The sequence below is a fragment of the Halobiforma nitratireducens JCM 10879 genome (assembly GCF_000337895.1).
In the GTDB taxonomy this organism is placed as follows: domain Archaea; phylum Halobacteriota; class Halobacteria; order Halobacteriales; family Natrialbaceae; genus Natronobacterium; species Natronobacterium nitratireducens.
Genome location: NZ_AOMA01000111.1, coordinates 1 through 24,153 on the forward strand (window position 1 = coordinate 1; position 24,153 = coordinate 24,153).

Here is a 24,153-nt window from a genome sequence, read left to right on the forward strand (position 1 = left end):
TCTCGCTGCCGGCTACCGCTCGCCGGAGCCGGTCGTGCTCGCTGTCGCCGCGGACGGCGGCGAGGCTGCCCTCGCGACTCGTGACGGCGAGGCGCTCGGCCCGTCGGTCGAGCGGATCGCACGCGAGCTAGAGGGCGACGCCGACGTCGAGGCTGACGAGACGACGGGTGCGTCCGTCGAGTACGATATCGGTCCAGGCCGCGGCTACCTGCGACTTGCCGGAGAGGACACCGAGCTCGAGCGATCGACCGTCATCACGGCCGCGAGGGAGGTCCTATGAGACGAGCGACGATTCGAACGGACCACGACGATCCGGAACTGCTCGCTCGAGCACTCGAGCCGGACAACACTGCGGAGATGGAGACGACGGTTGCAGTCGACGACGGTGAGACCGAGACGAGCGCGGACGGAACCCCCACTCTCGTCACGCGAATCGAACGCGAGACGACCAGCGGGCTCCAGTCGACGGTAGACGACTACGTGGTCAACCTGGACGTGGCGATCGACATCGCTGCGACGGGAGCCGAGACGGCAACCGACTCCGAGAGCGACCCGGAAGCACAGCATCGACAACCGACGGACGCGGGACCTGCGTCCGACTCAGAACCCGAACACACTACCAACAATGAGTGAACGCTCAGTTTCACGCGCGAAACAGGAGAAGCGGTGGTACACCGTGCTCGCCCCGGAACAGTTCGACCGGGAGGAGCTCGGCGAGACCCCCGCCGACGAACCGGAAAAGCTCTACGACCGAACTATCGAGACGACGCTTGGCGACCTGAAAGGTGCCGCCAGCGAGAACAACACGAAGCTCACCTTCAAGATCAACGACGTGGGCAGCGACACGGCGTACACGGAGTTCCAGCAGCACTCGCTGACCCGTGACTACCTGCGCTCGCTGGTCCGACGCGGAGCCTCCAAGATCGAGGCCTACGTCACCGTCCTCACGACGGACGACTACCGCGTCCAGATTCAGCCCGTCGCCTTCACGACCAAGAAAGCCGACGCGAGCCAGGAGAAGGCCATCCGCGAGCAGATGGTTACGATGGTCGAGGAGGCCGCCGCCGAGCGCACCTTCGAAGAGCTCATCGACAGTGTCGTCGAAGGCCGTCTCTCTTCGGCGATCTACGGCGAGGCGAAGACGATCTACCCGCTGCGCCGCGTCGAAATCCAGAAGGCGACCCTCGAGGCCCACCCCGAGGAAGTCGCCGAAGAGGAAGCGACCTCCGTCGACGTCGACGAGGAAGACGTCGCTGCCGGCGACTGATACGGACCGCCGTACGTCGTCGTTTCCGGGTGACCTGTGCCTCCGGTGACCCCGTAGCGGTCCCGGCAGGACATCGATCGGTAGCCCGGCCGAGACGTTCGACGAACCGTTTCGTTCGAACTTCGGTTCTCGTTTTTTGCGGTCGCGTCGGTTCCGACGAGTGTGACGAGTGCGGCGAGTACGTCGCTTCGACGGCGACATAGTCGAGTCGGCCGTACTCGAGCCGATCACGTCGAATCCGGCGGTTCGGTCACGTCGGTGTCGCCCTCGTGGTCGGCGAGCCAGTCGTCGTACGTCTCGCGGTTGACGACGGTGACGGTCGCGGTCATCTCGGGATGACCGCCCCCACAGAACTCGGTGCAGTGGGCGTGGTACTCGCCGGGTTCGTAGACGAGAGTTCGGATCGTCGTCTCCTCGCCGGGGTAGACGTTCCGTTTGACGCCGAGTTCCGGAGCGGCAAACGAGTGGATGACGTCCCGGGAGGAAAGCACCAGTCGCACGTCCTCGTCGGCCGGCAAGACCAGTTCGTTGCGGGTAGTGACGTTGGCCGCCTCGTACGTCGCCTGCCAGGTCCACTGCTCCGCGACGACGTCGATCTCGACGTCGGCCACCTCGTCGCCCGGCGGGGAGCCGGCGCTCCCGTCCGAGTAGTGGCCGTCCGGGGAGAGATACGGCGTCGCAAGCACCGGGTAGGCCGAGGCGGCGACGAAAAGCAGGACGACGATCGTTGCCACGATCCAGACGACCTCGAGTACCGGCTCCTCGGGCGTCGGCGTCGGCTCGTCGGCGCGCCGGAACCGGACGGCGGCGTAGGCGAACGCGGCGAGGACGAGCACGGTCAGCGGGATTCCGATCGCGAGCAACCGGACGTAGAGGTCGTCGATGAGCGCGCTATTGGTAGACTGCGCGGCGACTGACTCCGTCGCGAGCAGGAAGCCGACGATCGCACAGCAGCCGCTCGCGACGCATCGACCCGGTGGCTTGTTGGCGGCGCGTTCGGCGTTCGGTTCCCCGGTCGAGCGCGAGTGGCGTGTACGGTCGCCCGCATCGAACGTGGCTGTGTGGAAGATCATGGTCGGTATCGAAGCGCAAACCGCGACGGAAAGCGTCAGTACCGCCGCTCGAACGCCGTCCCCGATTCGCCGACGATCACCTGCGGCGTGCGGGCTGTTCCGAGTGCCACCGAGTGGGGTTCGACCCCGACCTCGAGTCGCTCGTTTTCGGTCCAGCCGTCGAAGTTCCGTTCGTAGACGACGCCGGCTGCGGAGACGGCCAGCGCGTCGTATCGCTCGCGTGCTAGCGCGACGATCGGCTGCTCGCCGAGCGACGTTCGCGACCAGGCGACGCCGTCGTAGGCGAAGACAGTGCCGTCGCCGCCCGCGACCGAGACGTGGCCGTCGTCGATGGCCGCGACGGTCTCGAAGTCGACGCCCGCACCGTCGATCCCGATCTGCGTCCAGGAGACGTCACCGTCCCGTGACTCGAAGACGCCGCCGTCGGTATCGACGGCGTAGCCGTAGGTAAGCGCCGTCAGGGCGACGTCGGTGACGCTCGAGCCGCTGCCCGGTTTGATCGGATCGGCCCACTCGACGGCCGGGCCGTCGCGACGCCCGCGGAAGAGTTCGCCGGAGCTGTTGACGACCGACAGACGCTCCTCGCCGGACAATCCGGCGGCTGCGACCGCAGTCCACGAGGACGTTGCACCTCGGGGTGCCGAGAAGTCGACGATGCGATCCGCGACGACGTCGTACAGCGCCAGCGTGCCGCCGTCTCCGGCCACCCACAGTGTCCGGCCGTTGTTCGTCGCTGTCGCGGCCCGGAAGGCGTCGCCCGCCCCGTCGGGGCCGCCCTCGAGGCGGATGGACCAGTCGCCGTCGGTTCGCTCGAGGAGGATGCCGTCTTCGCCGACGGCGTAGGCACCGTCGGCTGCCGTCGCGACGTCGTACAGCGCCGCGTCCGTCGGAACGTCGGCGGCGACCCACTTCCCGTCGGCGTCGACGCAGCCGGCGAGCGACCCGATCCCGGCGGCGATCGCCCCGAGGACGGATCGTCGGTTCGTCATTCGTCGTCCTCGCTCGCCCGATCGTCGCTGTTCGTCGTGTGGACGCCGTCGGTACCGTTCGTCCCGTGGTACGTATCCGACAGGGTGAACGCGCCCGGCGCGGACGTTCGCTTGAGGATCGCCGAGACGCGGACGACGTAGGCAAAGAGGACTGCAAGCGGGCTGAACGCGACCGCGAGCGCGAGGCTGACGAGCACGAGCAGCCATCCCTCGAACGCGACCGGCGGGTAGCCACTCGCGTAGATCATAATGACGAGCGACGAGAGCAAGATCGCCGCGGTGCCGCTGTAGGTGATCAGCCGGGACAGCCGCGCGAGTTCGCGCTGGAGGTAGATCGTCGTGAAGTACTGGCGGGTTGCGTCCGCCGCGACGAACAGCCCCCGGAGGTCCTCGAGCAGCGTCGCTGCCCGATCGGAGAGCTCCTCGTCGAACCGTCGCTCGAGGCGACGGGCCTCGTTCGCGGCTCCGGCGTAGTCGTGGTCGATCGTCGGGAGGACGACGTCGAACACCGACTCCGTGCCGCCGGTGAGCCGCGACGAGAGGCTGTCCGTGTGTTCGCGAGTGTGGGTCGCAAAGCGGGAGACCGACTCGAGGGCGGAGGAGGGAGTCGCCGAGTCGGCGGGCGGGTCGTCCCCCGTGGCTGTCTCTCCGGTTGCTGCCCTATCACACTCTGTCGCGAGCGCGTCCGCGCGACCGCCGAGCGTGCCAGCCAGCCGGGCGAGGAAGGGAGCAGGGTTGCTCGGGCTGACGCCGTCGCCATCGGTCTGGGTCTCGACGCGGCTGCGGAACTCCTGGACGCCGTCGATGCGGTCGGTGAGTCGGTCGGGGGTGCCAAACAGCCGGGAGATGATCAGCTGGTTGACCGCGACGACGATCGGAATGAACGAGAACAGCCCCGCGATCATCGTACTGAACATCGTCGTCACGAACCGGCTCTCACGGACCCCGATGACGTCGCTGAGCCCGAGAACGAGCGCGAGCGCGAAGACGCCGGCGACGAAGCCGCCGACGATCACCCGGCGGTCGCCCTCGAGCAGGAGCCAGCGTCGCCACTCGCCGCGGGTTTCGGTGTCGCGCAGCCGGTAAGCGACGATTCGAACGCCGGCCCAGACGATCCGAGCGGCGACCACGACGGTGGTGACCGTCAGCCAAAGCGCGTATCGAACGACGGAGCCACCGAACGAGGTGTCACCAGCGCGGTCCTCCTCGGCCGGGTCGCCGTCGATAGTCGATTCCGATGTGTCGTCCGCGAGATCGCTGTCGGGTATCGAATCCGTTTTGCCGTCCGAGGGATCGTCGTCGATCGTCGAACACGATTCGCCGTCACCGTCGAGGGAGGGATCGTCAGTCATCGGTAGCGCGGTCGTCGATAATGCGGTTCAGAACCCATTGGAGAGCCACTCGAGTGCCCGGATAGCGACGAGCAAGACCCCGACAAGCAAGACGATCCGCCGGAGTATCGCGCCCCTGGTCGTCCGGATTCGGGCACGGTCCGAGGGGTGAAAGCCGACGGTCCACAGGGTCGCGATCGCGCCGACGTTGATCGCGGTGAGGTTGACCGCGACGACGACGAGCGATCCGATCACGGCTGCGGGTTCGTTCCAGGCGACGCCGACGCCGACGACGCCGATCGGCGGCATGATCGCGGCGGCGATCATCACCCCGATGAGGTCCGTGATACCCGTCGTCGCCATCCCGAGGCCGCCGGCGATACCGGAGCAGATCGCGACCGTCACGAGTAGCGATGGCGGTAACCCGTGACTGCCGAGGCCAAGACTCGCCTCGAGGTCGACGGTCGCGGCGACGACCGGCGATGTCCGCGAGAACATCGCGAACGCGAGTGCGCTTCCCATCGCGACGCCGACGCCGACGAGTTGCAGTCTGACGCCGCGGACGAACAGCGGGCGCTCGTCGAGGACGGTGGCGACGCTCGAGGCCATCGCCGGCCCGAGCAGCGGCGCGATCACCATCGCGCCGACCAGAACCGCAAGCGAGTCCAGCAGGACGCCGGTGGTCGCGACGACACCGCTGATCGCGCTCATCGCGGCGAAGATCGTGAGCGACGGGAGCTGTGCCCGGGCCTTCGAACGGAGCTCGCTGCGGGAGATGCGTTCGAACGACAGCCAGTCGGGCCGCTCGGGGCCGGATTCGTCCCAGCCGTTGCCGACGATCGTCATCGGTTCGTCGACGACGATGGTTAGGTCGTCGCCGACCGACGACAGTTCGTCTTCGAGGGGTTCGACCGCGTGCTCGGGGACGGGGGCAGTGATCGTCCACTGGTCGCCGTCGCTGTGGTCGGCGAGACTGTACTGGAGGTCGTGGCGCTCGAGAACGGCGCTGACCTCGTCCGTCGTCGACTGCGAGTCGGTGAGTACCGTCAGCAGGCGCATGGTCGTCGTTCCGTCGTCGACCTGGCGACCGGCGTCGCGATCGATCACAGCAACGTGAGGGCATCCGTTTCTGGTGTCGGCTCGTCGGGGTAGGTTCGCGCGAACAGCGACCGAACCGTTTCGCGGATCTCCGCGAGTCGGTCCGTTCGCTCGTCGCGACACGAGACCCCACAGTAGCCGACCAGCCCGTCCGAATCGGACGCGTACGACAGGCGGGCACCGCAGTCGGGACAACGAGGGTCGGCATGTGCAGCCATCCACTCGACGTCGAAGCCCTCGTAGGCGAGCCGTTCCCCGAGCGCAAACCAGACGACGACGTCACGTTCGTCGCGGCCCGAGGCCGTCCGTTTCAATCTGGCGAGCGCCAGCGCCGCGCGCCGATAGCACTCGTCGTCGGCATCGGCGTGTCGGCGGTGACACCGCCGGAAGTACGTCAGAAGGGCACGTCTCGAGGATCGACGGGCTCCCGTCGTCAGTGGGGCCTCGAGAGTTGCGTTCGGCGAGAGGTCGTCTGACTGGGGCGTCCGCTCGGGACGGCCACGATCGTCGTAGTGGACCTCTCGCGAGAGAGATGCACCGCTGGTCGGACAGAATGCGTGTTCACCAATCATCGTGTTGGATGCCGATCGAACCGCGATGCGGCCCGACCGGATGCCAGAGATAGCGGTGCCGGTGGTTTAAGTTGACACCATACTGGAACTATCTGAGATAAAATATCGTACCTTTGAGCGCCTGTGGATGGCCTCTGCAGACATTTTGTTTCGTAATATTACCAATTTAGACAATTTATGTGTGGAGGGTGCCAACGGCGGGTGCACCATGTCGCTCGATGATCTCGCTCCGCTCGATTCGACCGGTCGCGCCCCGTGGTACTGGTACGTGCTGATCGGCTACCCCGCCGTGAGTCTCCTCGGAATCGTCTCGCTTGCTCGCCTCACCAATGGTGGCGGCGTCGTAGCCTCGAGTCTCGGAAGTATCGCGCTGCTAACCGTGATCACCGCCGGCGGTGCCGTCAGCCTGCCGGCGATCTGGCGGGACGCCGAAGTCGTCGCGGCCGACGCCGACGACTGGGTTCCGGATCGCGAGACTTACGTCGGTGCGGCGATCGTCGCTCCCCTCCTGCTGGGCATCCTGTCGGGGCTTGCAGCCGGATTCAGCATTGGGATCGCGATCGCCGTCGTCGCCTTCCTCCTTTCGACCGTGACGGTGTGTCTCGTCTACCTGTACAATCGCCACCGTGCGATCGGCCTGCTGACCCGCTGAGGGGATTGCCCCCTCGCTGTACATTCTCTAGGTTTCGTCCATCTTTTTACGGCAACAACCGTTGGTGGTGACTGTTGGAAGGCCAGGACGACGCGCCACTCTCGGGCGCGAATGACATCCTGGCCCGACAGCATAGCCGCTACTGTTCGCTCGCGGCGATGTCGGTCCGACCGACCGCCTCGCTCACAGTCGTCCCCATTCGTTCCACCATGCTCTCGGCGATACACCCCATTACGGACGCGTCCGTCAGTACGCTCGCGTACGGCCACCCGATCGTCGGACCGCTCGATGCACACGCGAGTGGCGGTGGACTGGGTCTCGCTGCCCGACTCCTGGGGATGCTCGGCGCGTTACTGGTGGGTCTCGTCGAGGGCGTCCTGATCGCGTTCGAGATGGGCTGGGAGACGTGGTGGGCACTCGTGCTCGGGTTTACGATCACGGGCGCGGTCCAGGAGTTCGTCTCGGAAGATCGACTCGGCGACTACCTCGGCGACGACGACTGGAAGTCGATCGCCTACGGCGCGCTCTTCGGGGCCTCTTCCTCGAGTTGCTCGTTCTCGGCGGTCGCGACGACCCGGTCGCTGTTCTCGAAGGGCGCGTCCGCGCCGGCCAGTCTCGGTGCGTTCCAGTTTGCGAGTACCGATCTCGTGCTCGAACTCGCGCTCGTCGTCCTGTTGTTGCTCGGCTGGCAGTTCGTCGCCGCCGAACTCCTCGGCGGGCTCGTCGCCGTCGTCGTCCTCGGAGTCGTCTACCGTCGGTTCGTCCCGGACTCCTGGATCGAGCAGGCACGAGCCAACGCGCGGGCGCTCGACGAACTCGAGTGTGCCGCCTGCGGAATGCGCGTGGACCCGACCGACGGCGACGTGCTCGAGCGAAGGGTCGACAGCGAGCGACGGTACTTCTGCTGTGGCGGTTGTCAGGGAGCCTACGATCCCATCGACGACCAGGCCCCCGTCACGGCCGGGCCGGAGCTGCTCTCGGGCGACCGCTGGCGCTCGGCGGCCGCGAAGACGATCCGCGAGTGGGACATGCTCTGGCGGGATATCGTCCTCGGCTTTCTCATCGCCGGTCTGCTGGCCGCGCTGGTACCCACGACCTGGTGGACCACCATCTTCGGCGTCGGTGCCGAGGGGAGTGTGCTCCGGCTCGTCTCGAACGTCGTCCTGGGGGCCATCGTCGGCGTGCTGACGTTTCTCTGCTCGGTCGGAAACGTCCCGTTCGCGGTCGTTCTCTGGCAGAACGGCGTCTCCTTCGGCGGTATTCTGGCGTTCATCTTCGCGGACCTGCTCATCCTGCCACTGGTCCGTACCTACCATCGTTACTACGGCCCCCGCATGGCCGGTGCGATCTTCGTTGCCTTCTTCCTCGCCGCGGTCGTCGCCGGCCTCGCCGTCGAACTGCTCTTCGGCGGGCTCGGGCTCATCCCCGCTCCCTCGGCAGCCGGCGGCACCGTCCCCGGGACGTACACGGCCCTCCTCAACGTCGTCGCCGCACCGATCCTCGCGGTGCAGGTCTACACCGCCCTCGAGCCGGCTCAGCGTCGCCGAATCTGGAAACGGATCGTCCCCCACGTCGCCGGCGTCTACCTCCGCGTCTCCGACGTCGCCAGGCGAATCGCCTACGCACTGGAGGATCGCGGCCTGAACTGACTGATTCGACACGGATTCATGGTTCCACCACAGCTCCCCGCGGCCGTCGACCGGCTCGAGCCGACAAGCGCCGTCTGTCTCGCCGCGCTCACGATGGGACACGGCCTCGTCCGGATAACCGAACGCTACCTGCCCGCGTTCGTGGTCTCGATCGGCTACGGGCCGGTCGTCGTCGGGTCCCTCGCGACGCTCGGCCTCGGCGTCGCCGCCGTCGCAGCCTCGCGCTCGAGCGACGGCGTGTCGACACCGGTCGTGGCGCTGTGCTCGACGCTGCTCGCGGCTGCCGGCCTACTCGCGCTGGCCGGCGCGCCGACGCTCGATGCCCTGCTTGGCACCTGTCTCTTATACACATCTCTGATGGNCGATCGAAGCGGCGGACCCGCGAACCCGCGCTGTGATCGGTGCTCTCGGCGTCGCCACGGCCGCACCGATCGCGGTCGCGGCCGTCGCCAGCGCGGACACCGTGGGGACCGGGATCGCGTTGCTCTCTGCCATCGGGGCCGCGGCCGCGCTCGTCGCCGCCGTCGCGCTGGGTTCGTCGGTCGAAGCCGTCCACGGCGACGGTCGATCGCTCTCGGTGGCCAGCGAAACCCCGACGCTCGAGCGTGCCCGGACTGTCGTCGCCGATCTACCCGACCGAGCCCGGTGGGCTATCGTCGGCGACGCGCTCGTTCGCGTCGCGATCGTCGGCGTCTCGCCGTTTCTGGTCCTCCTGGTCGTCGACTACGAGCCTGTTGGCTTCTCGATCGGAGGGTTCACACTGGCTCCGATCGCCGTCTTCGGCGCTTTCGTCCTCGTGGAGGCGGCGGGCGCGATCCTCGGCGCGATCGGCTCTCCGCGGGTGCGCTCGAGCGTCGATCGCCGGGTACTGCTCGCCGTCGGCCTCGTGGGCGTCTCCCTGTTCCCGATGGCGCTCGTAGCAGCCCCGACGAGCGCCGGCGTCGTCGCCGTGCTGTTCGGACTGTTCGGCTGTCGTACCGCGATCGAACCGCTCCGGCCGACCGTCGGAGCCAGCGCTCGAGACGCGCCGATCCCTGGCTCGAGCGCGACCGAGGACGTTCGGGCGGTGGTTCGACTCGCCGTCGTCCTCGCGCCCCTGGTCGCCGGCGTCCTCTATGCGGTCGATCCCCTCGCCGCGTTCACCGCCGCGACGACGGTCGGCCTGCTCGGCGTCCGTGAACTCGGCCGGGCGTTTCAGTTCGGCCGCGACGGATGACACGCTCGACGCCGCGGCGGACGCTCACAGGGGTCGCCCGTTGGCTTCGGACCGAAAGGATCGGCGTCGGACACGGCCGACTCGCCCGGCGCTATCTCGGGTTCGCGTTGCTGTTTGGCCTCTGGGGCGGACTCGACGCCCTGTTGCTCCGGACGGCGCTGGTCACACCGGGACTCGACCGGTGGGGAGCCGAGACGTACGCCGCGTTCTTCACGACTCACGGGCTGACGATGCTGTTCCTGTTCGCGCTCCCGGCGATCTGGGGGGTCGCCTACGCCGCCGTCCCCTCGCTGATCGGTGCGGACCGGACCGCGTTTCCGGCCCTCGCAACGGCGGCGTTCTGGTCGCAGGTACTCGCGGCGCTTGCGATCCGCGCCGGCACCATCGGGGGCGTCCTCGGCGTCGGCGGACTCGAGCCGGTGGCAGTCGGGTGGACGCTCTACACCCCGCTGAGCGCCCTGTCAGCCAATCCCGCTATCGATGCGCTACTCGTCGGACTGCTCCTTGTCGCCGTCGGGACCGCGCTGACGGGCGTCGACCTCGTCGTCACCATCGTTCGGCGTCGGCGCGTCCCCTGGCGGGACGTCGACACCTTCACCTGGACGGTGCTGACGGCCGCGGCGATGGCGGCGGTCGCGTTTCCGGTGCTCGCGCTGGCCGCGTCGCTGCTGCTCGCCGACCGGGCGCTTGGCACCGGGTTCGTCGCGGCCGGCGGCGGACCGCAGCGCTGGCAGCACCTGTTCTGGTTCTTCGCCCACCCGCTGGTGTACATACTGGTGTTGCCGCCGATGGGGATCGTCAGCCACGTCCTCCCGCGGTTTGCCGGCCGCCGTCTGTTCGGTCGCCACTCGGCGGTCTACTCCACCGTCGCGATCGGCGTCATCTCGTTCGTCGTCTGGGGCCACCACCTGTTCGTGGCCAGTACGGGGCCGTCCACCCGGATGGCCTTCATGGTCCTCACGCTGGCCGTGGCCGTACCGAGCTCCGCGAAGCTCTGTAGCTGGCTCGGCACCCTGTGGGGTGGCTCGATCCGGTACCCCGCGCCGATGCTCGCCGTCGTCGCTGCGGTCGGCTTCTTCGTCGTCGGCGGCGTCACCGGGGTCTTCCTCGCCGTCTCGCCGATCAACGTCCAGTACAACGGGACGTACTACGTCGTCGCGCACTTCCACCTGCTGCTGGCCGGGTTCGTCGCGCTGGCGCTCGTCGCGGGCGTCTACTACTGGTTTCCCCTCCTGACCGGTCGCCAGTACGACCCCGACCTCGCTCGCCTGCACGTCCGGCTGACGATCGTCGGAATTGCCGTCGCGTTCGGCTCGCTCTTGCTGGTCGGCCTCGCGGGCCAACCGAGACGCGTCGCGACCTACGCGTCGGCGTACGCACCGTTACACCAGCTCGCGACCGTCGGCGCGTACGTCATCGCAGTCGGTCAGCTCGTTTTCCTCGCCAACCTCGCGCGGTCGCTGCGACGCGGCGATCCCGCTCCCGACGATCCGTGGGACCTCGCGGACGCTCCCGCACACGCTCGCGAGTGGAACCGGCGGTGACGATCCGACGCCGACGGTGACGGTCCGACCCACCGGTCGCTTCGCCACCCTCGAGTGGCAGGTATCGCGCTCGAACCGCCGCAGTCGCCTGCGGTCCACACACCACACTCAGTCCCCATGACAACTACCGAAAGCACCGATGTCGCACTGATGCTCCTGCAACTGATCGCGCTGACGATTCCGCCGGTCGTCGTCCTCGTCGAGCAACTCCGCCGCTCGGAGAACCTCGAGTGGCAGTTTCGGCGACTGAGTTTCGGCCTCGTGCTCTCGAGTGTCGGCCTGCTGTTTGTGGCGGCGGCAGCCGTCCTGCTGTATTTCGTCGTCAGCGTCGGGCTGACGAGCACGCTCTACGCCGCGCTGGCGCTCGTCATCCTCGGGTTCGTCCCGCTCGGCGTCTTCCTCGCCGTCCTCTATCGTGAACATCGCCTCGAGTTCGGTCCCTGAGGCGGGTAGCTACGTCCGGATTCGGCCGGGTGCGGGTTCGATCCCCCGCGCGTAGCGTCGGCGGCTCGGCCGCCAGTGATGCACCGATGTCCAATCGAACGGAACCGAACGACGACGAGACGACCGAATCGTGCACCGAAAAACCGACTCCGCAGCCGCTGACGAACCTGACGGGCTTCAAGCGCGATCAGCTGTTCGTCATCCGGAAGCTCGCGGAGAGCAACCCGCACGGCCTCGTCATCAAGGATACCCTGGACTGCTACTACGACGAGGAGATTAGCCAGGGTCGACTCTACAAGAACCTCGGCGAACTCGTCGACGAAGGCTACGTCGAAAAACACCCGCTGGACGGGCGTACCAACGCCTACCGCCCCAGCACACGCGCCAACGAGCGCCTCGAGGAGCATCACGAGTGGGAACGGGAGTGTCTCTTCCACGACCGCTGAGGCCCGTTCCCAACGCCGTCGGGACCGGTCTCGACCCGGCTGCCCGATCGGCGACCGGTCGTTTCCCTACCGTCCCCGACGCGACCGATAGACGACTACCGATTCACCACCTATGTCACCGTTTCACGACTCTCTCGACGACGGACCACAGAGTACAGCCCCCGACCTCGACGCCCCGTGGACCTACGCGACGACGGCGACGCGTCGTCTCGGTCTCGGGGAGTCGATCGAACAGCGACTCCTCCATCCTCACGGCCGACAGCGGATTCCGGTCCCCTTCGAACGCGACGACGGCACGGTCGACGTCTGCGACGGATACCGGGTCCGTCACGACGGCGTTCGCGGCCCCTTCCTCGGCCCGCACCGCTACGTGCCCGACCTCGACGGCGACGACTGTGCCGGCCTCGCCCTCGCGGCGACCGTCCGTGCCGCGGTCGCCGGCGTCTCGTTCGGCGGTGCCGCCGGCGGTATCGCAGTCGAGCCGTCGGAACTCACCCGAACGGAACGCGTTCGGCTCACCCGCGCCTACGCCGATCGGATCGACGGCGTCGGGCCGAACGACGACGTGCTCGCTCCCGACGTTGGTACCGACCGGCGGACGATGGCGCGGTTCGCGAGCGCAGTCTCGGACCGGGTCGACCGGCCCGAGACGGCGACGGTCGTCGGCAAGCCGCCAGCCCTCGGCGGCCTCCGCGAACTCGCCGTAACCGGCGGCCGCAGCGTCGCCTCGGTCGCAAGAGACATCCTCGAGACGGATCACGACCGGCCGCTGTCCGAGGCGACCGCCGCCGTCTACGGTGCCAGCAGCGTCGGCTCGGCGGCCGCACGCCGCCTCGAATCCCGTGGCGGCACCGTCACCGCGATGTGTAGCCAGCAAGCAGGCATCGCCGCCGACGACGGGGCAGGACTCGACACCGACCTCGTCCCGAGTTACCTCCGGCGTCCAGGGGCGCTCGCGGAGTTCGACGACGGGACGATGACCGGCACCGAGAACGTCCTCGGGCACTCGAGCGACGTGTTGCTTCTCGCGGCGAACACGACGGCAGTCACCGCCGAAAACGCCGCCAAGGTCGAGGCCGATCTCGTCGTCGAGGGCGCTGTCGGCAGCGTGACCCCTGGCGGCCAGCGAGCCCTCGAGGAACGCGGCGTCGACGTCGTCCCCGCCGTGCTGGCGACGGTCGGCCGACCGATCGCGGCCCACCTCGAGTGGGTTCGAAGCGTCGGTCGCGATCGGACGAGCAGCGCGCGTGTGACAAACGAGTTCGAGTACGCGCTGGCCGACGCCGTCGGCGACGTACGGGAGCGTCGCGACCGATGCAACTTGACCTGGCGCGAGGCCGCCTACAGTGTCGGCTGCTCCCGACTCGCCGCGGCTCGGGAGGTGATGCGATGATCGACCGTATCGACGAGACGCTGTTCGACGCCCTCGAACGGGTCCGCGATGTCGGTCCACTCGGGACCGACGACGAAGCCAGCGACGAGCGACGGGACGACGATGCCGTCCGAACGGACGGCGGTTCCGACGGCTGGACCGACGCCGAGTCGCCGACGTCCCGCACCCTCCACGGCGTCGTTCACGGACAGGACGGCCCCTACGCCTGCGGTGAAGGCGGGCTCCTGCTCGGGCGCGACGACGAGTGGACGATCCTCCTCGAGCGCGGCCCTGGCGTCTCGGACAACACCCTCCGCGATATCGCCGCGACCGACGACGGCTGTCGGGTCTGGTTCGCGGGCGACAGCGGCGCGCTCGGCTACTACGACGTCGCTGACGGCCACCTGAGCGACTACACTGCACCGATGGAGAAGACGAGCACCTGGGAAGCCATCGCCGTCGCCGGCCCGACCGGCGAGGAACACGTCAGAATCGCCAACGGCTCCGGCGAAGTGCTCGATTGTACCGTCGAGGACGGCTGTCCGGTCTGGGGTGACGTGGTCGAACCGGGTGGCGGCTCGACGATTCCCGGGGTGACGGCCGGCCCGAACGGGTTCTACGCCATCGACACCAGCGGCGGGGCCTACCGTGAACCCGCAACCTTGTCCGGCGAGAGCGACGCGAGCGACGACACCGAGGATGCAGGCGACGAGTGGGAGCACATCGGCGTCCGCAACGCTGAGGTCGACTTCCAGGACGTGTGGGCCGGCGACGACGAGGTCTTCATCGCCGGCGCTGACGGCATCGCCTACTGGTACGATCCGGACTGCGAGAACTGGACGCCGCTACACGTCGGCCAGGGGGCACTCCAGGCGATCCGGGCCCGTGGATCGGACACTCTCGCCGTCGCAACCGGCGGCCGGCTCTACGAGCGCGAGGCGAGCATCCGCTGGACCGAACTCGAGTCACCCACCGAGAAGTCACTGTTCGGCCTCGCGCTCGCCCGCTCGAGCGCCGACGTCGACGACGGCCTGGCGACCGCCCCGCTCGACGTCGCGGTCGGCGCTGGCGGCGTCGTTCTCGAACGCGACCGCTCCGACCGATGACCGCCCGGCTCCTTCCCTCCTGTTCGACCGATGTCAACCGATATGCTTTCTTCCATCACTAATCGTATCGACCTCGACCGCCCAGCCGTACCGGTCGCGGACGCGCTGGTCCTCTCGCTCGCCGCCGCCCTGTGGCTCGTCCTGCTCGAGGGGTGGCTTCCCGGACTCGGCCCCGCGCCGGCGGGGCTCGACGCGCCGATGGCCGCCCCCGGCGTTCCGGAGGCGATGGCCGTCGCGAACGGCCTCTCCGGTGGGTCCGCCTACCTGCTGATGTGGGGGACGATGATGGTCGCGATGATGCTCCCGTCGCTCGTTCCCGTCGTCCGGCGCTACCGCGAGCGTCTCTGCTGTGCCCGGAACGTCTTCGCACCCGCGATCGCCTCGTTCCTGCTGGCCTACGGACTCGTGTGGACGGCCGTCGGCGTCGTCCCGCTGGCCGTCGAGTCCACCGTCTCGATCCACGGCCTGGTGAGTGGCTCCGTTCTCGGCGTCGACGCCAGCGCGCTCGTGGTCGGGGGCCTGCTCGCGTTCGCCGGTGCCTACCAGTTCTCCCCGCTGAAACGTGATCTGCTCGCACGATGTGCGTCCTGTCGTCAGGTCCCCCACCGACCCTCCGTCGGTCGCATGGGTCGGGAAGGTGTCGCCTACGCCGTCAACTGCGTCGGCTGCACCTGGCCGCTGTTCGCCGCAATGGTCGCGCTGGGATCGATGAACGTCACCGTCATGGTCGGTCTGATGTTCGTCGTCGTCCTCGAGCGGGTCGCCCCTGAGAGCGAGAACGTCGCCCGCGCCTGGGGCGTCGTGCTGCTCGGCGCTGCCGCGTTCACGCTGCTGTTTGGCGTGCCGAGCGTCTGAGACTGCCCACCACTGTCATTCCCCGGCCGGGGGCCCAACCGTCAGCCGAGATCGATCGGATCGACCTTGAGGAACTCCCGGGCGAGAACGGTCGCGTACGATCCCTTCGGCAGCGAAAAGGAGAGCCGAAGCGGCTCCCGCTCGGTCTCGAGGTCGGTCCGTACGAGGATCGCCCGCCGCGTCCCGGTCGAGTGAAACTCCCCGGGGAGGTCGAAGTCGTCGGGCTCGAGACCTAACGCCGCGAGCACCTCGCGTTCGATCTCGCCCTGTTCGCCGTCGGCCAGTTCGGTCTCGGTCCCGACAAGCGGCGCGGTGACGAACGCCCGGCCGCGCTCGCAGTGACGAGTCACCGACTGAACTCTCCGTTCGTCGACCCGCTGGAGACGATCCGTGTCGGGCAACGCGAGTCCGTCGGGCGCGTCCGAATCGACGAAACAGGCCACGTCCCCCTCGACGGGCCGGTCGAACGCCAGCCCGCGCTCGAGTCGCTCCGAGAGCATCAGGTTGAACGCGTACGACTGCGCAGCGTGGACGAACAGCCGCTGGAGATTGGTAGGCAGACGCTCGAGTGCGGCCCGGTAGGTGTCACTCTCGGGCTCGCCGTCACACTCGGCCAGTTCGTGCAGCAGCGACCGCTCGTACCGCAGCCGGTGGGGAAACCGCTCGAGGGCCTCCTGCCAGTCACGGGTCTCCTCGACGAACGTCCGGGCCGCTTGCGTTCCCTCGGGTTCGGCATCCGTCGGGTTCCCGAGGTAGGCCATCACCGCACCCTCCCAGTCGTCGCGGACGATCTCGAGACCGACCTCGTGGGTGACGGGGCGGCGACTGCCGAAGCGCTGCTGGCCGAAGAAGTTGGGGACGCCGACGGTAACCGCGCCGTCGCTGTCGTCGGCGTCCTCCGTCCCCGCAAACGCCGCGAGTTCGTCGGTGATCTCGTCGACCAGTGCCGGTCGCTCGGGCTCGCTCACGACGAGTTCGAAGGCGTTACCCGCGAGATCGCCGAACTCGAGGGCACGTCCGGCCCGCCCAACGACCTCGAGATTCGCGCCGTCGACATCGGGTAGGTCGTCGGGCTCGGCCCCGTAGACGGAGAACAGCTGTGTCGTGACGGCGTATTTGTCCTTCGTGCCGGCCCAGTTGACGCGTTCGCGCGAGATACCGAGGGCGTTCGAGAGCCGTGAGGCGAAGTCGTTGGTATCCCACCCGGAGAGCGTTGCCCGGAAGACGAGATACGGATAGGCGTCCGTCGGCGCGTCGACGGGCTCAGTCGAGAACCGCTCGAGTTCCCGGACGCGAAACTGGTCGTCGTCTGCGCGGAGCTGGCCGCCGACCCCGTCGGTATCGCTGACGTAGTACTCGAGGCCGACGGCTCGCTCCGTTGGGTGTGGCGAACGCATGATCGTTGCCGGCGCTTCGGTCGCGGGGGATAAATCCGTTCGTTCTCCTGTCGAGTGGCGGTCGGGTGCAGGGGCAGGTGTGGGTCCGCATCAGCCCGGTATTCGAAGGCGGTGACTACGCGCCCCGGCTCCGGATCGTCATCGGTCTCGAGCGGCGCATCGGCCGAGCACCGCTAAAAGAGCGACAGGTCGCCCGTCACGCTATCGACCGAGTCGTCAGCAGCCGGACCGACCGCGAGGGCGGTGACGGTTCCCGGCTCGAGTTGCGTGTGGCCGGCGTCCCGCACCAGGGCGTTCGGGATACCTTTGCTGTCGGCGATCTCCGAGAGTTCGTGGAGCTGTCGCTCGCTTTCCCCCTTCAGGACGACTTTCTTCTGTCCACCGTCTTTCCACTGATCCCGTGCTCGTGTGTCCGCTCTCTCGTAAGCCGACAGGGACGCGTGTGCGACCTGTGCGGCGAGTTTTCCCTGGCCCATCCCGATGTCCGTGCGGGCGACGATTGCCTGTTTCATACGCGTAGTCCTCGAGAGCGAGCGATAAATCGGCGACGATCGAGGACAGTAATCGAGACGACACGCATTTGCTGTCGGACTCGTTAGGAGGCGGTATGAATCAGACGCGCCGTGCCTTTCTCGGGACGTCCGCAGCGGTCGGCTCGGGTGCCATCGCGGGCTGTCTCGGTGGTGACGATCCCTCGGAACCGTCCGAATCGCCAGCGGAAGACGACCCGGAGCCGCCCGAACCGCCGGTGATCGGCGATCCGGAGGCCGACGTTACCGTGGTCGTGTACGAGGACTTCGCCTGCCCTGCCTGCCAGGCGTTCAAACTGAACGTGTTCCCCGCACTCGGAGAGCAGTATCTCGAACCCGGGTCCGTCCGGTACGAGCATCGGGACTTTCCGGTCATCGGCAGCTCGTGGTCCTGGGAGCTCCCTAGCGCAGCCCGGGAAGTATTCGAGACCGAAGGCGACAATGCGTTCTGGGCGTTTACGAGTCGGGTCTACGAACATCAGGGGTCGTACAGCTACGAGATCGTCGAAGACATCGCCGACGAAGTCGGGGCCGACGGAGCCGACGTTCGCGAAGCGGCCGAAGAGGACCGTCACCGGTCTGCGATCGAGGCCCAACGATCTTACGGCCGGGCCAACGGCATCAGTGGAACACCGACGGTCGTCGTCGACGGTGACCCGGTCGAGTTCTACGACTCCGAAACCCAGACCTTCAGCGAGATGGCGTTCGAAGAGACGGCCGACGCGATCGACGCGGCACTCGAGTGACGAACGAGTCGGGGTGACACAGCGACCCAGCGCCACAGCAACCCACAACCCAGCGACCCACAACCCAGCAACACAACATCGCCAATTTCCGGACACAAATTCCGGATCGAACCGTTTACACCCTCGCCGTTCGACTCGACGGGTATGATCCTCTCGGACGCGGACATTCTCGATCGACTCGAGGAGGGCGACCTCGTCGTCGACCCCCTCGACGACCCCGAACTGCAGATTCAGCCGGCCAGCGTCGACCTGCGACTCGGCCGTGAGTTTCTCGAGTTCCAGCGGACGAACATCTCCTGTATCCATCCCGACTCCGAACAGGAGGTCGACGAGTACGTCACGGAAACCGTCGTCGACGAGGGTGACGACTTCATTCTCCATCCCGGTGACTTCGTGCTCGGAACGACCCACGAACGCGTCGAGATTCCGCCGGACCTGATCGCCCACGTCGAAGGACGCTCCTCGCTGGGTCGGCTCGCCGTCGTGGTACACGCGACCGCAGGGCTGTGTGATCCGGGGTATCGCGGCCAGATCACCCTCGAGCTATCGAACCTCGGAACGGCCCCCGTCGCGCTCACGCCCGGCATGCGCATCTCCCAGCTCACCTTTACGGAGCTCAAAACCGAAGCCGAACGACCCTACGGCAGCGAGCGCGGGTCGAAGTATCAGGACCAGGACGGCCCGCAGGCTTCCCGTATCCAGGGCGATCACGAGTTCGGCGGCGACCAACTCGAGGACTGATACTGGTAGCAAAGCGACCTGAAGCCGTTCGATCTCCGGAGTCGCCCTCGTTGGCGACGACTCCGAGGTCACGATCGGCTTCGGATCGACTGCTGTCCGACAGTACGAGTAGCGATCGTTTCCGGTCTCGCGTTGTGCGCCCCAGTCGTTATTCGTTCGAGCCGCCTTCGGAGCCGGCGTCCAACTCGGAGCCGGTTCCAGGGTCGGACTCCGCTTCACCGTCGCTTGCGAACCCCGATCGCGAGACGCCGTACGCACTGAGAATCCCGAGCGCGAATCCCGCGCCGATCGACTGGACGGTTCCGAGGTGGACCACGATCACGCCCCCGACGAGTCCGACGAAGAAGCCAACCCCGAACCCCGTGACGGTCCCTGCGATGCGCCGGCGACCGGAGGGAACGTCGGGAGCGAACGTGACCGCGACTGCCGCGGTCGCCACGCCCCCCGCGATCGTCCCCGCAAGCAGTCCCAACAGCAGTTCGTACTCGACCAGCGGGCCAGTGATCGCCGCCGTCGCCATACCGAATCCGAAGAAGGCGGCGAGACCGGCGGACAGCGAGAGAACGCCAGTTTTGACGGACATCGGTCGTACCCGTATCGTCTCTCCCGGTCCCGATAAGTGTGAAGCATTTTCCTTCGCGGGCCGCGGCGTGGGGCCGACTATAGTAGCCACTGCAAGTCACTGCACACCAGCTCACCAGACGAATCCTGTTGGGTCCCCGGGCGAAACTCGAGCAACGCTCGCTCGGAGCCAACAAGTTAACCCCGGGGCGGTCGTAGCAACCGGTAAATGCAATTCGTCGAAGAAATCGTCGTCGACGAGTTCCTGCCGACGGTCCGGTCGATGTTGGCCGGCGAACTCCGCGAGCGGGGACTCACCCAGAGCGAGGTCGCCGACGTACTCGGGATCAGTCAGAGCGCAGTCTCGAAGTACGCCCACGGCGACGTCGCGACCAACGATCGCATCGCCGAAGACGAACGCGTCCAGTCTCTGGTCACGGAACTCGCCGAGGGGCTCGCCTCCGGCGACATGACCCCCGTCCAGGCGCTGATCGAAATCGAGGTCCTCGTCCGGGAACTCGAGAGCGGCGGCGACCTGCTTGCACAACTCCACGAGGAGGCCGTTCCCGAACTCGCCGACCACGGGGCGAGTTTCCGCGTGCACGATCCCGAGAGCGATCTGCGGACCAGCGAGCGGGTGTTGTCGTCGCTGCGTCGCGGACTCCGTATCCTCGAGAACGCGGGCGGGTTCGCACAACTGATCCCCGCAGTCGGATCGAACCTGGTCGCCTGCACGCCCGACGCCGAAGACGTCGACGACGTGGCCGGTGTCCCCGGACGGATCTTCGACGTGAAAGGCCGGACGACGGTGCCGTCCGATCCGGAGTTCGGCGTCTCCGAACACGTCGCGACCGTGTTACTCGCCGCGCGAGCCCACGGCTCGGACGCGTCGGCGGCGATCAACGTCACGTACGAACCCGAACTGCTCGACGACCTCGCCGAGGTGGGCCACGCAACCGCCGAGTTCGACGAGTCCGACGACATCTCCTCGAGCGTGAGTGCGGCAATCGAAGCGCAGCCGGACGCGACGGTGCTGTACCAGACCGGTGGCATGGGGATCGAACCTCTGATCTACGTACTCGGCCCGGACGCCGAGTCGGTCGCGGACACCGTTCGATCGCTGCTGTAGTATGAGCACGAGTCCCGACTCCGCACAGGAGTTCTACGGCCGCTGGGCGTCGCTGTACGACCTGATCGCCCGCCGTACGCCCGGCATCCCTCGTCTCCGAGCACGCGCCACCGCTGCCTGCCGGCTCGAGCCCGGCGACACCGTCGTCGAGATGGGCTGTGGCACCGGGGCGAACTTGCCTGTCCTCCGCGAGCAGGTCGGTCCCGACGGGACCGTGATCGGGGTCGACTTTACCCGGCCGGTACTCGAGCGAGCCCGTGAGCTGACGACCGAGTACGATAACGTCCACGTCGTTCGCGGGGACGCGACGCAGCCGCCACTGGAGAGGACGGGGACGGGGACGGGGACGGGGACGGGGACGGGGACGGGGACGGGGAGGACGGTCGGACTCGAGTCTGTGCCGGTCGAACGCGACGACGGGACTGTCGACGCGGTGCTCGCAACCTTCGTCGTCGGCATGCTCGAGGACCCCGCGGGTGCGGTCGACGACTGGTGTGACCTCGTTGGCCCGGACGGACACGTGGTGCTTGCGAACGCGGCTCGCTGTGACGACGACGTTTGGTACGCACCGCCGGTCAACGCCGCGTTCCGGGCGATCGTCGTCCTCTCGACCCCGCCGACGACGAAACTACGCTACGAGAACGACCCCCATCTGCGACTCGACGAGAAGATCGACGCGGCCCACCGACGGCTTCGAGAGCGCTCGAGCGCAGTCGCCGACGAGACTCATCTCTTCGGGGTGGTACGGATGACTGGCGGTCGAATCGGATGAGCGGGCAGTCGTCGGTTCACGCCGACGCTTCGACGCCGTCGGCCGTCTCGAGGGCCTCGCGGGTCTCGTCAGGCATCGGTGTTGGCTGTTTCGCGTCGGCGTCGACGTGGACCATCGTCGTCTCCGCCGTCGCCGCGATCTCGTCGCCGACGCGGATCTCGTATGCCATGGTGCAACTCGAGTCGCCCATCCCGGAGACCCACAGCGCGATCTCGGGATCGTCGCCTTTGACGATCGGTCGCCGATAATCGATCTCGAGGTTCGCGATGACGAAGTTGATCTCCTCGGGAGCGACCTCGAGGACCGTCTCGAGGTAGTCGGTTCGGGCGGCCTCGAGGTAGCTCGCGTAGACCGCGTGGTTGACGTGATCCAGCGGATCGAGATCGCGATAGCGGACGGCGATGTCGGTCGTAAACTCGCTCATCGTGTATCGTCGGACTCGGCTGACGGAAAAGAGGGTACCGGTTCCCCGGCTCGATGCCGGATTCTCGGCTCCGGGCCCAGTGACTCGTCACCGTCGCTTCCGCAGTCCTGTCCTCGCTCGAGTCCACTCACTCGCCGTACAGCCGAGCGTGCTCGGTACACAACGCCGGCTCGCGTAGCTGTGCTCGGAACAGTTCCTCGTGATAGTGAGCGTTGTAAAGCCGACACCCCTCCCGTTCGCAGAACCCCTCCCCCGTCTCGAGATAGTGGTAGGCCTGGAGGACGTACCCTTTCAGGGCGTCGGTCGTTCGCGGGTCGTCCTCGATCAGGAACTGGCCTTCGACCTGTTCCTCGAGGAGTTCACGGGGCGGTGTATCGCCCGAGAGCAAGGCATGGCGCTGTTTCTCTTTGTAGTACTCCTCCGGCTTGGCCGGGGCCTCGTAGAGCCCGGGCACCGAGAGCAATGCGGGCTGGCCGAGCACGTTCACCCGCTTGTGCCAGCGCCCATCGTGGTCGCCCCAGGTTCCGATCGCCCGGTCCAGGATCGGGACGTGAAGCCGGTCGAGGCCGCGTTTTTCGTTCGGCAGGGCGCTGTGTAGCGCCCGCTGGACCTCCAGCCCGTCGTAGAGCACACCGCCGCCGCGCTCGGGCTGCTCGAGCGCCCGCTCCTCGTAGCGGATCGTCCCGAGCATCGTGTTGCCCGTCTCGCGCTCGTACGGCGACGTAACCCGTGCGTCGGCGAACCGTTCCGGCAGTTCGTCCGTCCGGTGTTCCTCGAAGAACCGGTCCCGAACCTCGACGGCGGCGTCGACACGGGGTTCGAGCCAGTCGGCGATCGTGTCCACGTCGGCGACCGTCGTCGGGGCCCGGTAGAGCGTGACTCGGTCGACCATGCATTTGCTAGTCGTACCACGGAGTAATACATTGCGGTCCGTCCGTGTCACGGTCGGTCGACGAGCCCGCCGCTGGATCAGCGGAGCAGGCTCTCGACGTTGCGATGTCGAACGTCTGCCCACGCCTCCCGGTCGAGATCGAATCGATCGAACAGATCGAAGTGAGGGACTGATTGCCCCGGATAGAGGTAGTCGGTTCCGAACACGATCCGGTCGTGGTGGGTCTCGAGAAACTCCCGTCCGACTGTCTCGTCACGGGTGAGCGCGTTCCACCCCCCTCGCGTCGAGATGTCGGCGTAGATGTTGTCGTACTCCGCGAGCAACTCCCAGGTCCGACCACGGGATTCGATCGGCCCGTCGGGGATTCTGCCGAGGTCCGCCGGTTCTACGTCCGCACCCATGTGCGACCACCAGCCGTGGGCGTGTGCGACGAAGTCGACCGCCGGATACGAGGCCAGGACACGCTCAAGCCCCGGGAGACCGACATCGTCCGTCAGGAACTGCCGGTCGGTGTGAAAGAGAAGCGGCAGCTCGTACTCGGCACACAGCTCGTAGACCGGCTCGAGACGATCGTCGTCGATCGGCATCTCGACTTTCAGTTCACCGAAGCCACGCGCGCCACGATCGATGTAGCGCTCGAGCAACGCCTCGGCAGTCCCTTCGCCGTACACCAGAGTTCGGGGATCGATCGTACAGAAGGGGACGAGTCGGTCGGGGTACGCCTCGACTTCCTCGAGTACCCACCAGCTCGGGGACTGGACCGGATACGCCTCGGGCGAATCGAACGCGAGGACGACCGCACGGTCGACGCCGTGGGCGTCCATCCAGGCGACGAGTTCGTCGGCCGAAAGGGGGTCGTGCCCTCGAGCAGCCCTGGGAACGACGTGGGTGTGTGCATCGAACAGCGGTAGACCGGCGGGGGAACTCGGCTCGGCGTCTTCGTCCCCGGCCGATTCGGAGCCGTCGTCTTCGACTTCCCGGTTTTCCCCGTCGGCCTCTCGATCCTCCGGCGTCGTCGCGTTCGACGCCGGCGTTTCGGAGCCGGCCGTCGACTGGTCGACGGTATCGGATGCACAGCCGGCGATGGACGCGAACAGACCGACGCTCGCGGTGACCGCGAGGTATCGGCGTCGCGTCGTGACCGACCCGGGACGCGTAGAGCAGTCACCGTCCGACGCGCCCGAGCCGTGCCCTTCGGGCGACGAGTCGCTGACAGAGCGAGGGGACGGTGGGCGAGACATGCGACCCGGTTCCACACACCGCTGTATAACAGTGACGTGCGTAGCCAGCACCTACTCGCCCTACCGGGATCGAACAGTCGGTAGGCACTCGATTACCGAAGACTCG

At 67.4% G+C, this 24,153-nt stretch carries 27 protein-coding genes and 1 pseudogene; 16 read left to right on the forward strand and 12 right to left on the reverse strand.

Going from position 1 to position 24,153, the window contains the following annotated elements:
• The 3 genes and pseudogenes from C446_RS19085 to C446_RS10770 all read left to right on the forward strand — a co-directional run.
• Window positions 1-280, forward strand: a pseudogene (locus C446_RS19085) (exonuclease); the annotation flags it as partial.
• The gene (locus C446_RS10765) at window positions 277-633 is read left to right on the forward strand and encodes a KEOPS complex subunit Pcc1 (protein WP_006673126.1); all 357 of its coding nucleotides are present in this window, start codon (window positions 277-279) and stop codon (window positions 631-633) included. The pseudogene C446_RS19085 and the gene C446_RS10765, both read left to right, overlap by 4 nt.
• Complete coding sequence (locus C446_RS10770) at window positions 626-1,267, forward strand: 30S ribosomal protein S3ae (protein ID WP_006673127.1); 642 nt, start codon at window positions 626-628, stop codon at window positions 1,265-1,267. The genes C446_RS10765 and C446_RS10770 overlap by 8 nt, the downstream gene beginning before the upstream one ends.
• A gap of 227 nt (window positions 1,268-1,494) precedes the next feature.
• Here the strand turns inward: C446_RS10770 and coxB are convergent, their stop codons facing one another.
• From coxB to C446_RS10795, 5 genes are read right to left on the reverse strand one after another with little or no spacing between them, the layout of a single operon-like run.
• Window positions 1,495-2,340 (reverse strand): cytochrome c oxidase subunit II, encoded by an 846-nt coding sequence (gene coxB / locus C446_RS10775; RefSeq protein WP_006673128.1) that lies wholly within the window; start codon window positions 2,338-2,340, stop codon window positions 1,495-1,497.
• Window positions 2,341-2,375: 35 nt separating this feature from the next.
• The gene (locus C446_RS10780) at window positions 2,376-3,329 is read right to left on the reverse strand and encodes a hypothetical protein (protein ID WP_006673129.1); all 954 of its coding nucleotides are present in this window, start codon (window positions 3,327-3,329) and stop codon (window positions 2,376-2,378) included.
• On the reverse strand, window positions 3,326-4,681 hold the full coding sequence (locus C446_RS10785; RefSeq protein WP_006673130.1) for a hypothetical protein: 1,356 nt from the start codon (window positions 4,679-4,681) through the stop codon (window positions 3,326-3,328). The genes C446_RS10780 and C446_RS10785 overlap by 4 nt, the downstream gene beginning before the upstream one ends.
• 27 nt (window positions 4,682-4,708) lie before the next feature.
• Window positions 4,709-5,767: a TIGR00341 family protein gene (locus C446_RS10790; RefSeq protein ID WP_006673131.1), complete on the reverse strand. Its 1,059-nt coding sequence runs from the start codon at window positions 5,765-5,767 to the stop codon at window positions 4,709-4,711.
• Complete coding sequence (locus C446_RS10795) at window positions 5,764-6,330, reverse strand: hypothetical protein (protein ID WP_006673132.1); 567 nt, start codon at window positions 6,328-6,330, stop codon at window positions 5,764-5,766. Before C446_RS10795 ends, C446_RS10790 begins: the two co-directional genes overlap by 4 nt.
• A 208-nt stretch (window positions 6,331-6,538) precedes the next feature.
• Between C446_RS10795 and C446_RS10800 the strand changes: the two genes are divergently transcribed.
• Window positions 6,539-6,982, forward strand: a complete 444-nt coding sequence (locus tag C446_RS10800; RefSeq protein ID WP_006673133.1) for a hypothetical protein — start codon at window positions 6,539-6,541, stop codon at window positions 6,980-6,982.
• 209 nt (window positions 6,983-7,191) lie between these two features.
• On the forward strand, window positions 7,192-8,631 hold the full coding sequence (locus tag C446_RS10805; RefSeq protein ID WP_006673134.1) for a permease: 1,440 nt from the start codon (window positions 7,192-7,194) through the stop codon (window positions 8,629-8,631).
• A gap of 155 nt (window positions 8,632-8,786) precedes the next feature.
• Here the strand turns inward: C446_RS10805 and C446_RS18770 are convergent, their stop codons facing one another.
• A complete protein-coding gene (locus C446_RS18770; RefSeq protein WP_152419427.1) occupies window positions 8,787-8,966 on the reverse strand; it encodes a hypothetical protein in 180 nt (59 codons plus the stop codon).
• A 59-nt stretch (window positions 8,967-9,025) separates the two neighbouring features.
• On the opposite strand from C446_RS18770, the gene C446_RS10810 reads away from it, so the two are divergent.
• The 7 genes from C446_RS10810 (at window position 9,026) to C446_RS10840 (ending at window position 15,614) form a co-directional block, all read left to right on the forward strand.
• A complete protein-coding gene (locus tag C446_RS10810) occupies window positions 9,026-9,847 on the forward strand; it encodes a hypothetical protein (protein ID WP_006673135.1) in 822 nt (273 codons plus the stop codon).
• On the forward strand, window positions 9,844-11,391 hold the full coding sequence (locus tag C446_RS10815) for a cytochrome c oxidase subunit I (RefSeq protein WP_006673136.1): 1,548 nt from the start codon (window positions 9,844-9,846) through the stop codon (window positions 11,389-11,391). Before C446_RS10810 ends, C446_RS10815 begins: the two co-directional genes overlap by 4 nt.
• A 117-nt stretch (window positions 11,392-11,508) precedes the next feature.
• Complete coding sequence (locus C446_RS10820; RefSeq protein ID WP_006673137.1) at window positions 11,509-11,835, forward strand: hypothetical protein; 327 nt, start codon at window positions 11,509-11,511, stop codon at window positions 11,833-11,835.
• Window positions 11,836-11,921: 86 nt separating this feature from the next.
• Window positions 11,922-12,281, forward strand: a complete 360-nt coding sequence (locus C446_RS10825) for a helix-turn-helix transcriptional regulator (RefSeq protein WP_006673138.1) — start codon at window positions 11,922-11,924, stop codon at window positions 12,279-12,281.
• A gap of 112 nt (window positions 12,282-12,393) precedes the next feature.
• Window positions 12,394-13,674: a Glu/Leu/Phe/Val family dehydrogenase gene (locus tag C446_RS10830; protein WP_006673139.1), complete on the forward strand. Its 1,281-nt coding sequence runs from the start codon at window positions 12,394-12,396 to the stop codon at window positions 13,672-13,674.
• A complete protein-coding gene (locus C446_RS10835) occupies window positions 13,671-14,759 on the forward strand; it encodes a beta propeller repeat protein (RefSeq protein ID WP_006673140.1) in 1,089 nt (362 codons plus the stop codon). Before C446_RS10830 ends, C446_RS10835 begins: the two co-directional genes overlap by 4 nt.
• Before the next feature lie 42 nt (window positions 14,760-14,801).
• On the forward strand, window positions 14,802-15,614 hold the full coding sequence (locus C446_RS10840) for a DUF2182 domain-containing protein (protein WP_239639493.1): 813 nt from the start codon (window positions 14,802-14,804) through the stop codon (window positions 15,612-15,614).
• 41 nt (window positions 15,615-15,655) lie between these two features.
• Here C446_RS10840 and truD read toward each other — a convergent pair whose 3' ends face one another.
• Window positions 15,656-17,011 (reverse strand): tRNA pseudouridine(13) synthase TruD, encoded by a 1,356-nt coding sequence (gene truD, locus C446_RS10845; RefSeq protein WP_006673142.1) that lies wholly within the window; start codon window positions 17,009-17,011, stop codon window positions 15,656-15,658.
• A 173-nt stretch (window positions 17,012-17,184) separates the two neighbouring features.
• Window positions 17,185-17,523 carry a peptidyl-tRNA hydrolase Pth2 gene (gene pth2, locus C446_RS10850; protein ID WP_006673143.1) on the reverse strand — a complete coding sequence of 113 codons (339 nt, stop codon included), beginning with the start codon at window positions 17,521-17,523 and terminating at the stop codon, window positions 17,185-17,187.
• Between the two features lie 95 nt (window positions 17,524-17,618).
• Between pth2 and C446_RS10855 the strand changes: the two genes are divergently transcribed.
• Together C446_RS10855 and dcd are read left to right on the forward strand one after the other, a co-directional pair.
• Window positions 17,619-18,287, forward strand: coding sequence for a DsbA family protein (locus C446_RS10855; protein ID WP_006673144.1), 669 nt, complete (start codon window positions 17,619-17,621; stop codon window positions 18,285-18,287).
• A 144-nt stretch (window positions 18,288-18,431) separates the two neighbouring features.
• Window positions 18,432-19,028 (forward strand): dCTP deaminase, encoded by a 597-nt coding sequence (gene dcd / locus C446_RS10860; RefSeq protein ID WP_006673145.1) that lies wholly within the window; start codon window positions 18,432-18,434, stop codon window positions 19,026-19,028.
• A gap of 148 nt (window positions 19,029-19,176) precedes the next feature.
• Here dcd and C446_RS10865 read toward each other — a convergent pair whose 3' ends face one another.
• Window positions 19,177-19,611: a hypothetical protein gene (locus C446_RS10865; RefSeq protein ID WP_006673146.1), complete on the reverse strand. Its 435-nt coding sequence runs from the start codon at window positions 19,609-19,611 to the stop codon at window positions 19,177-19,179.
• 207 nt (window positions 19,612-19,818) lie between these two features.
• Here C446_RS10865 and C446_RS10870 point away from each other — a divergent pair, with 207 nt between their 5' ends.
• Window positions 19,819-20,718, forward strand: coding sequence for a thiamine-phosphate synthase family protein (locus C446_RS10870; RefSeq protein WP_006673147.1), 900 nt, complete (start codon window positions 19,819-19,821; stop codon window positions 20,716-20,718).
• Between the two features lies 1 nt (window position 20,719).
• Complete coding sequence (locus C446_RS10875; protein ID WP_006673148.1) at window positions 20,720-21,490, forward strand: class I SAM-dependent methyltransferase; 771 nt, start codon at window positions 20,720-20,722, stop codon at window positions 21,488-21,490.
• Between the two features lie 16 nt (window positions 21,491-21,506).
• Here C446_RS10875 and C446_RS10880 read toward each other — a convergent pair whose 3' ends face one another.
• From C446_RS10880 to C446_RS10890, 3 genes are all read right to left on the reverse strand, one after another.
• Entirely contained in the window at window positions 21,507-21,914 is a 408-nt protein-coding gene (locus tag C446_RS10880; protein ID WP_006673149.1) for an acyl-CoA thioesterase, read from the reverse strand.
• 127 nt (window positions 21,915-22,041) lie between these two features.
• On the reverse strand, window positions 22,042-22,806 hold the full coding sequence (locus C446_RS10885) for a DUF7001 family protein (RefSeq protein ID WP_006673150.1): 765 nt from the start codon (window positions 22,804-22,806) through the stop codon (window positions 22,042-22,044).
• A 77-nt stretch (window positions 22,807-22,883) separates the two neighbouring features.
• A complete protein-coding gene (locus tag C446_RS10890; protein ID WP_006673151.1) occupies window positions 22,884-24,047 on the reverse strand; it encodes an amidohydrolase family protein in 1,164 nt (387 codons plus the stop codon).
• Window positions 24,048-24,153: the final 106 nt, after the last annotated feature.

Excerpts from the sequence above, each read along its gene's own strand:
- C446_RS10820 (WP_006673137.1), top strand. The coding sequence starts at position 11,509 with ATGACAACTACCGAAAGCACCGATGTCGCACTGATGCTCCTGCAACTG.
- pth2 (WP_006673143.1), bottom strand. The coding sequence starts at position 17,523 with ATGAAACAGGCAATCGTCGCCCGCACGGACATCGGGATGGGCCAGGGA.
- C446_RS10765 (WP_006673126.1), top strand. The coding sequence starts at position 277 with ATGAGACGAGCGACGATTCGAACGGACCACGACGATCCGGAACTGCTC.
- C446_RS10875 (WP_006673148.1), top strand. The coding sequence starts at position 20,720 with ATGAGCACGAGTCCCGACTCCGCACAGGAGTTCTACGGCCGCTGGGCG.
- coxB (WP_006673128.1), bottom strand. The coding sequence starts at position 2,340 with ATGATCTTCCACACAGCCACGTTCGATGCGGGCGACCGTACACGCCAC.
- C446_RS10885 (WP_006673150.1), bottom strand. The coding sequence starts at position 22,806 with ATGGTCGACCGAGTCACGCTCTACCGGGCCCCGACGACGGTCGCCGAC.
- C446_RS10835 (WP_006673140.1), top strand. The coding sequence starts at position 13,671 with ATGATCGACCGTATCGACGAGACGCTGTTCGACGCCCTCGAACGGGTC.
- C446_RS10805 (WP_006673134.1), top strand. The coding sequence starts at position 7,192 with ATGCTCTCGGCGATACACCCCATTACGGACGCGTCCGTCAGTACGCTC.
- C446_RS10795 (WP_006673132.1), bottom strand. The coding sequence starts at position 6,330 with ATGATTGGTGAACACGCATTCTGTCCGACCAGCGGTGCATCTCTCTCG.
- C446_RS10855 (WP_006673144.1), top strand. The coding sequence starts at position 17,619 with ATGAATCAGACGCGCCGTGCCTTTCTCGGGACGTCCGCAGCGGTCGGC.
- C446_RS10770 (WP_006673127.1), top strand. The coding sequence starts at position 626 with ATGAGTGAACGCTCAGTTTCACGCGCGAAACAGGAGAAGCGGTGGTAC.
- C446_RS10780 (WP_006673129.1), bottom strand. The coding sequence starts at position 3,329 with ATGACGAACCGACGATCCGTCCTCGGGGCGATCGCCGCCGGGATCGGG.
- C446_RS10830 (WP_006673139.1), top strand. The coding sequence starts at position 12,394 with ATGTCACCGTTTCACGACTCTCTCGACGACGGACCACAGAGTACAGCC.
- dcd (WP_006673145.1), top strand. The coding sequence starts at position 18,432 with ATGATCCTCTCGGACGCGGACATTCTCGATCGACTCGAGGAGGGCGAC.
- C446_RS10785 (WP_006673130.1), bottom strand. The coding sequence starts at position 4,681 with ATGACTGACGATCCCTCCCTCGACGGTGACGGCGAATCGTGTTCGACG.
- C446_RS10865 (WP_006673146.1), bottom strand. The coding sequence starts at position 19,611 with ATGTCCGTCAAAACTGGCGTTCTCTCGCTGTCCGCCGGTCTCGCCGCC.
- C446_RS10840 (WP_239639493.1), top strand. The coding sequence starts at position 14,802 with ATGCTTTCTTCCATCACTAATCGTATCGACCTCGACCGCCCAGCCGTA.
- C446_RS10870 (WP_006673147.1), top strand. The coding sequence starts at position 19,819 with ATGCAATTCGTCGAAGAAATCGTCGTCGACGAGTTCCTGCCGACGGTC.
- C446_RS10825 (WP_006673138.1), top strand. The coding sequence starts at position 11,922 with ATGTCCAATCGAACGGAACCGAACGACGACGAGACGACCGAATCGTGC.
- C446_RS10800 (WP_006673133.1), top strand. The coding sequence starts at position 6,539 with ATGTCGCTCGATGATCTCGCTCCGCTCGATTCGACCGGTCGCGCCCCG.
- C446_RS10880 (WP_006673149.1), bottom strand. The coding sequence starts at position 21,914 with ATGAGCGAGTTTACGACCGACATCGCCGTCCGCTATCGCGATCTCGAT.
- C446_RS10890 (WP_006673151.1), bottom strand. The coding sequence starts at position 24,047 with ATGTCTCGCCCACCGTCCCCTCGCTCTGTCAGCGACTCGTCGCCCGAA.
- truD (WP_006673142.1), bottom strand. The coding sequence starts at position 17,011 with ATGCGTTCGCCACACCCAACGGAGCGAGCCGTCGGCCTCGAGTACTAC.
- C446_RS10815 (WP_006673136.1), top strand. The coding sequence starts at position 9,844 with ATGACACGCTCGACGCCGCGGCGGACGCTCACAGGGGTCGCCCGTTGG.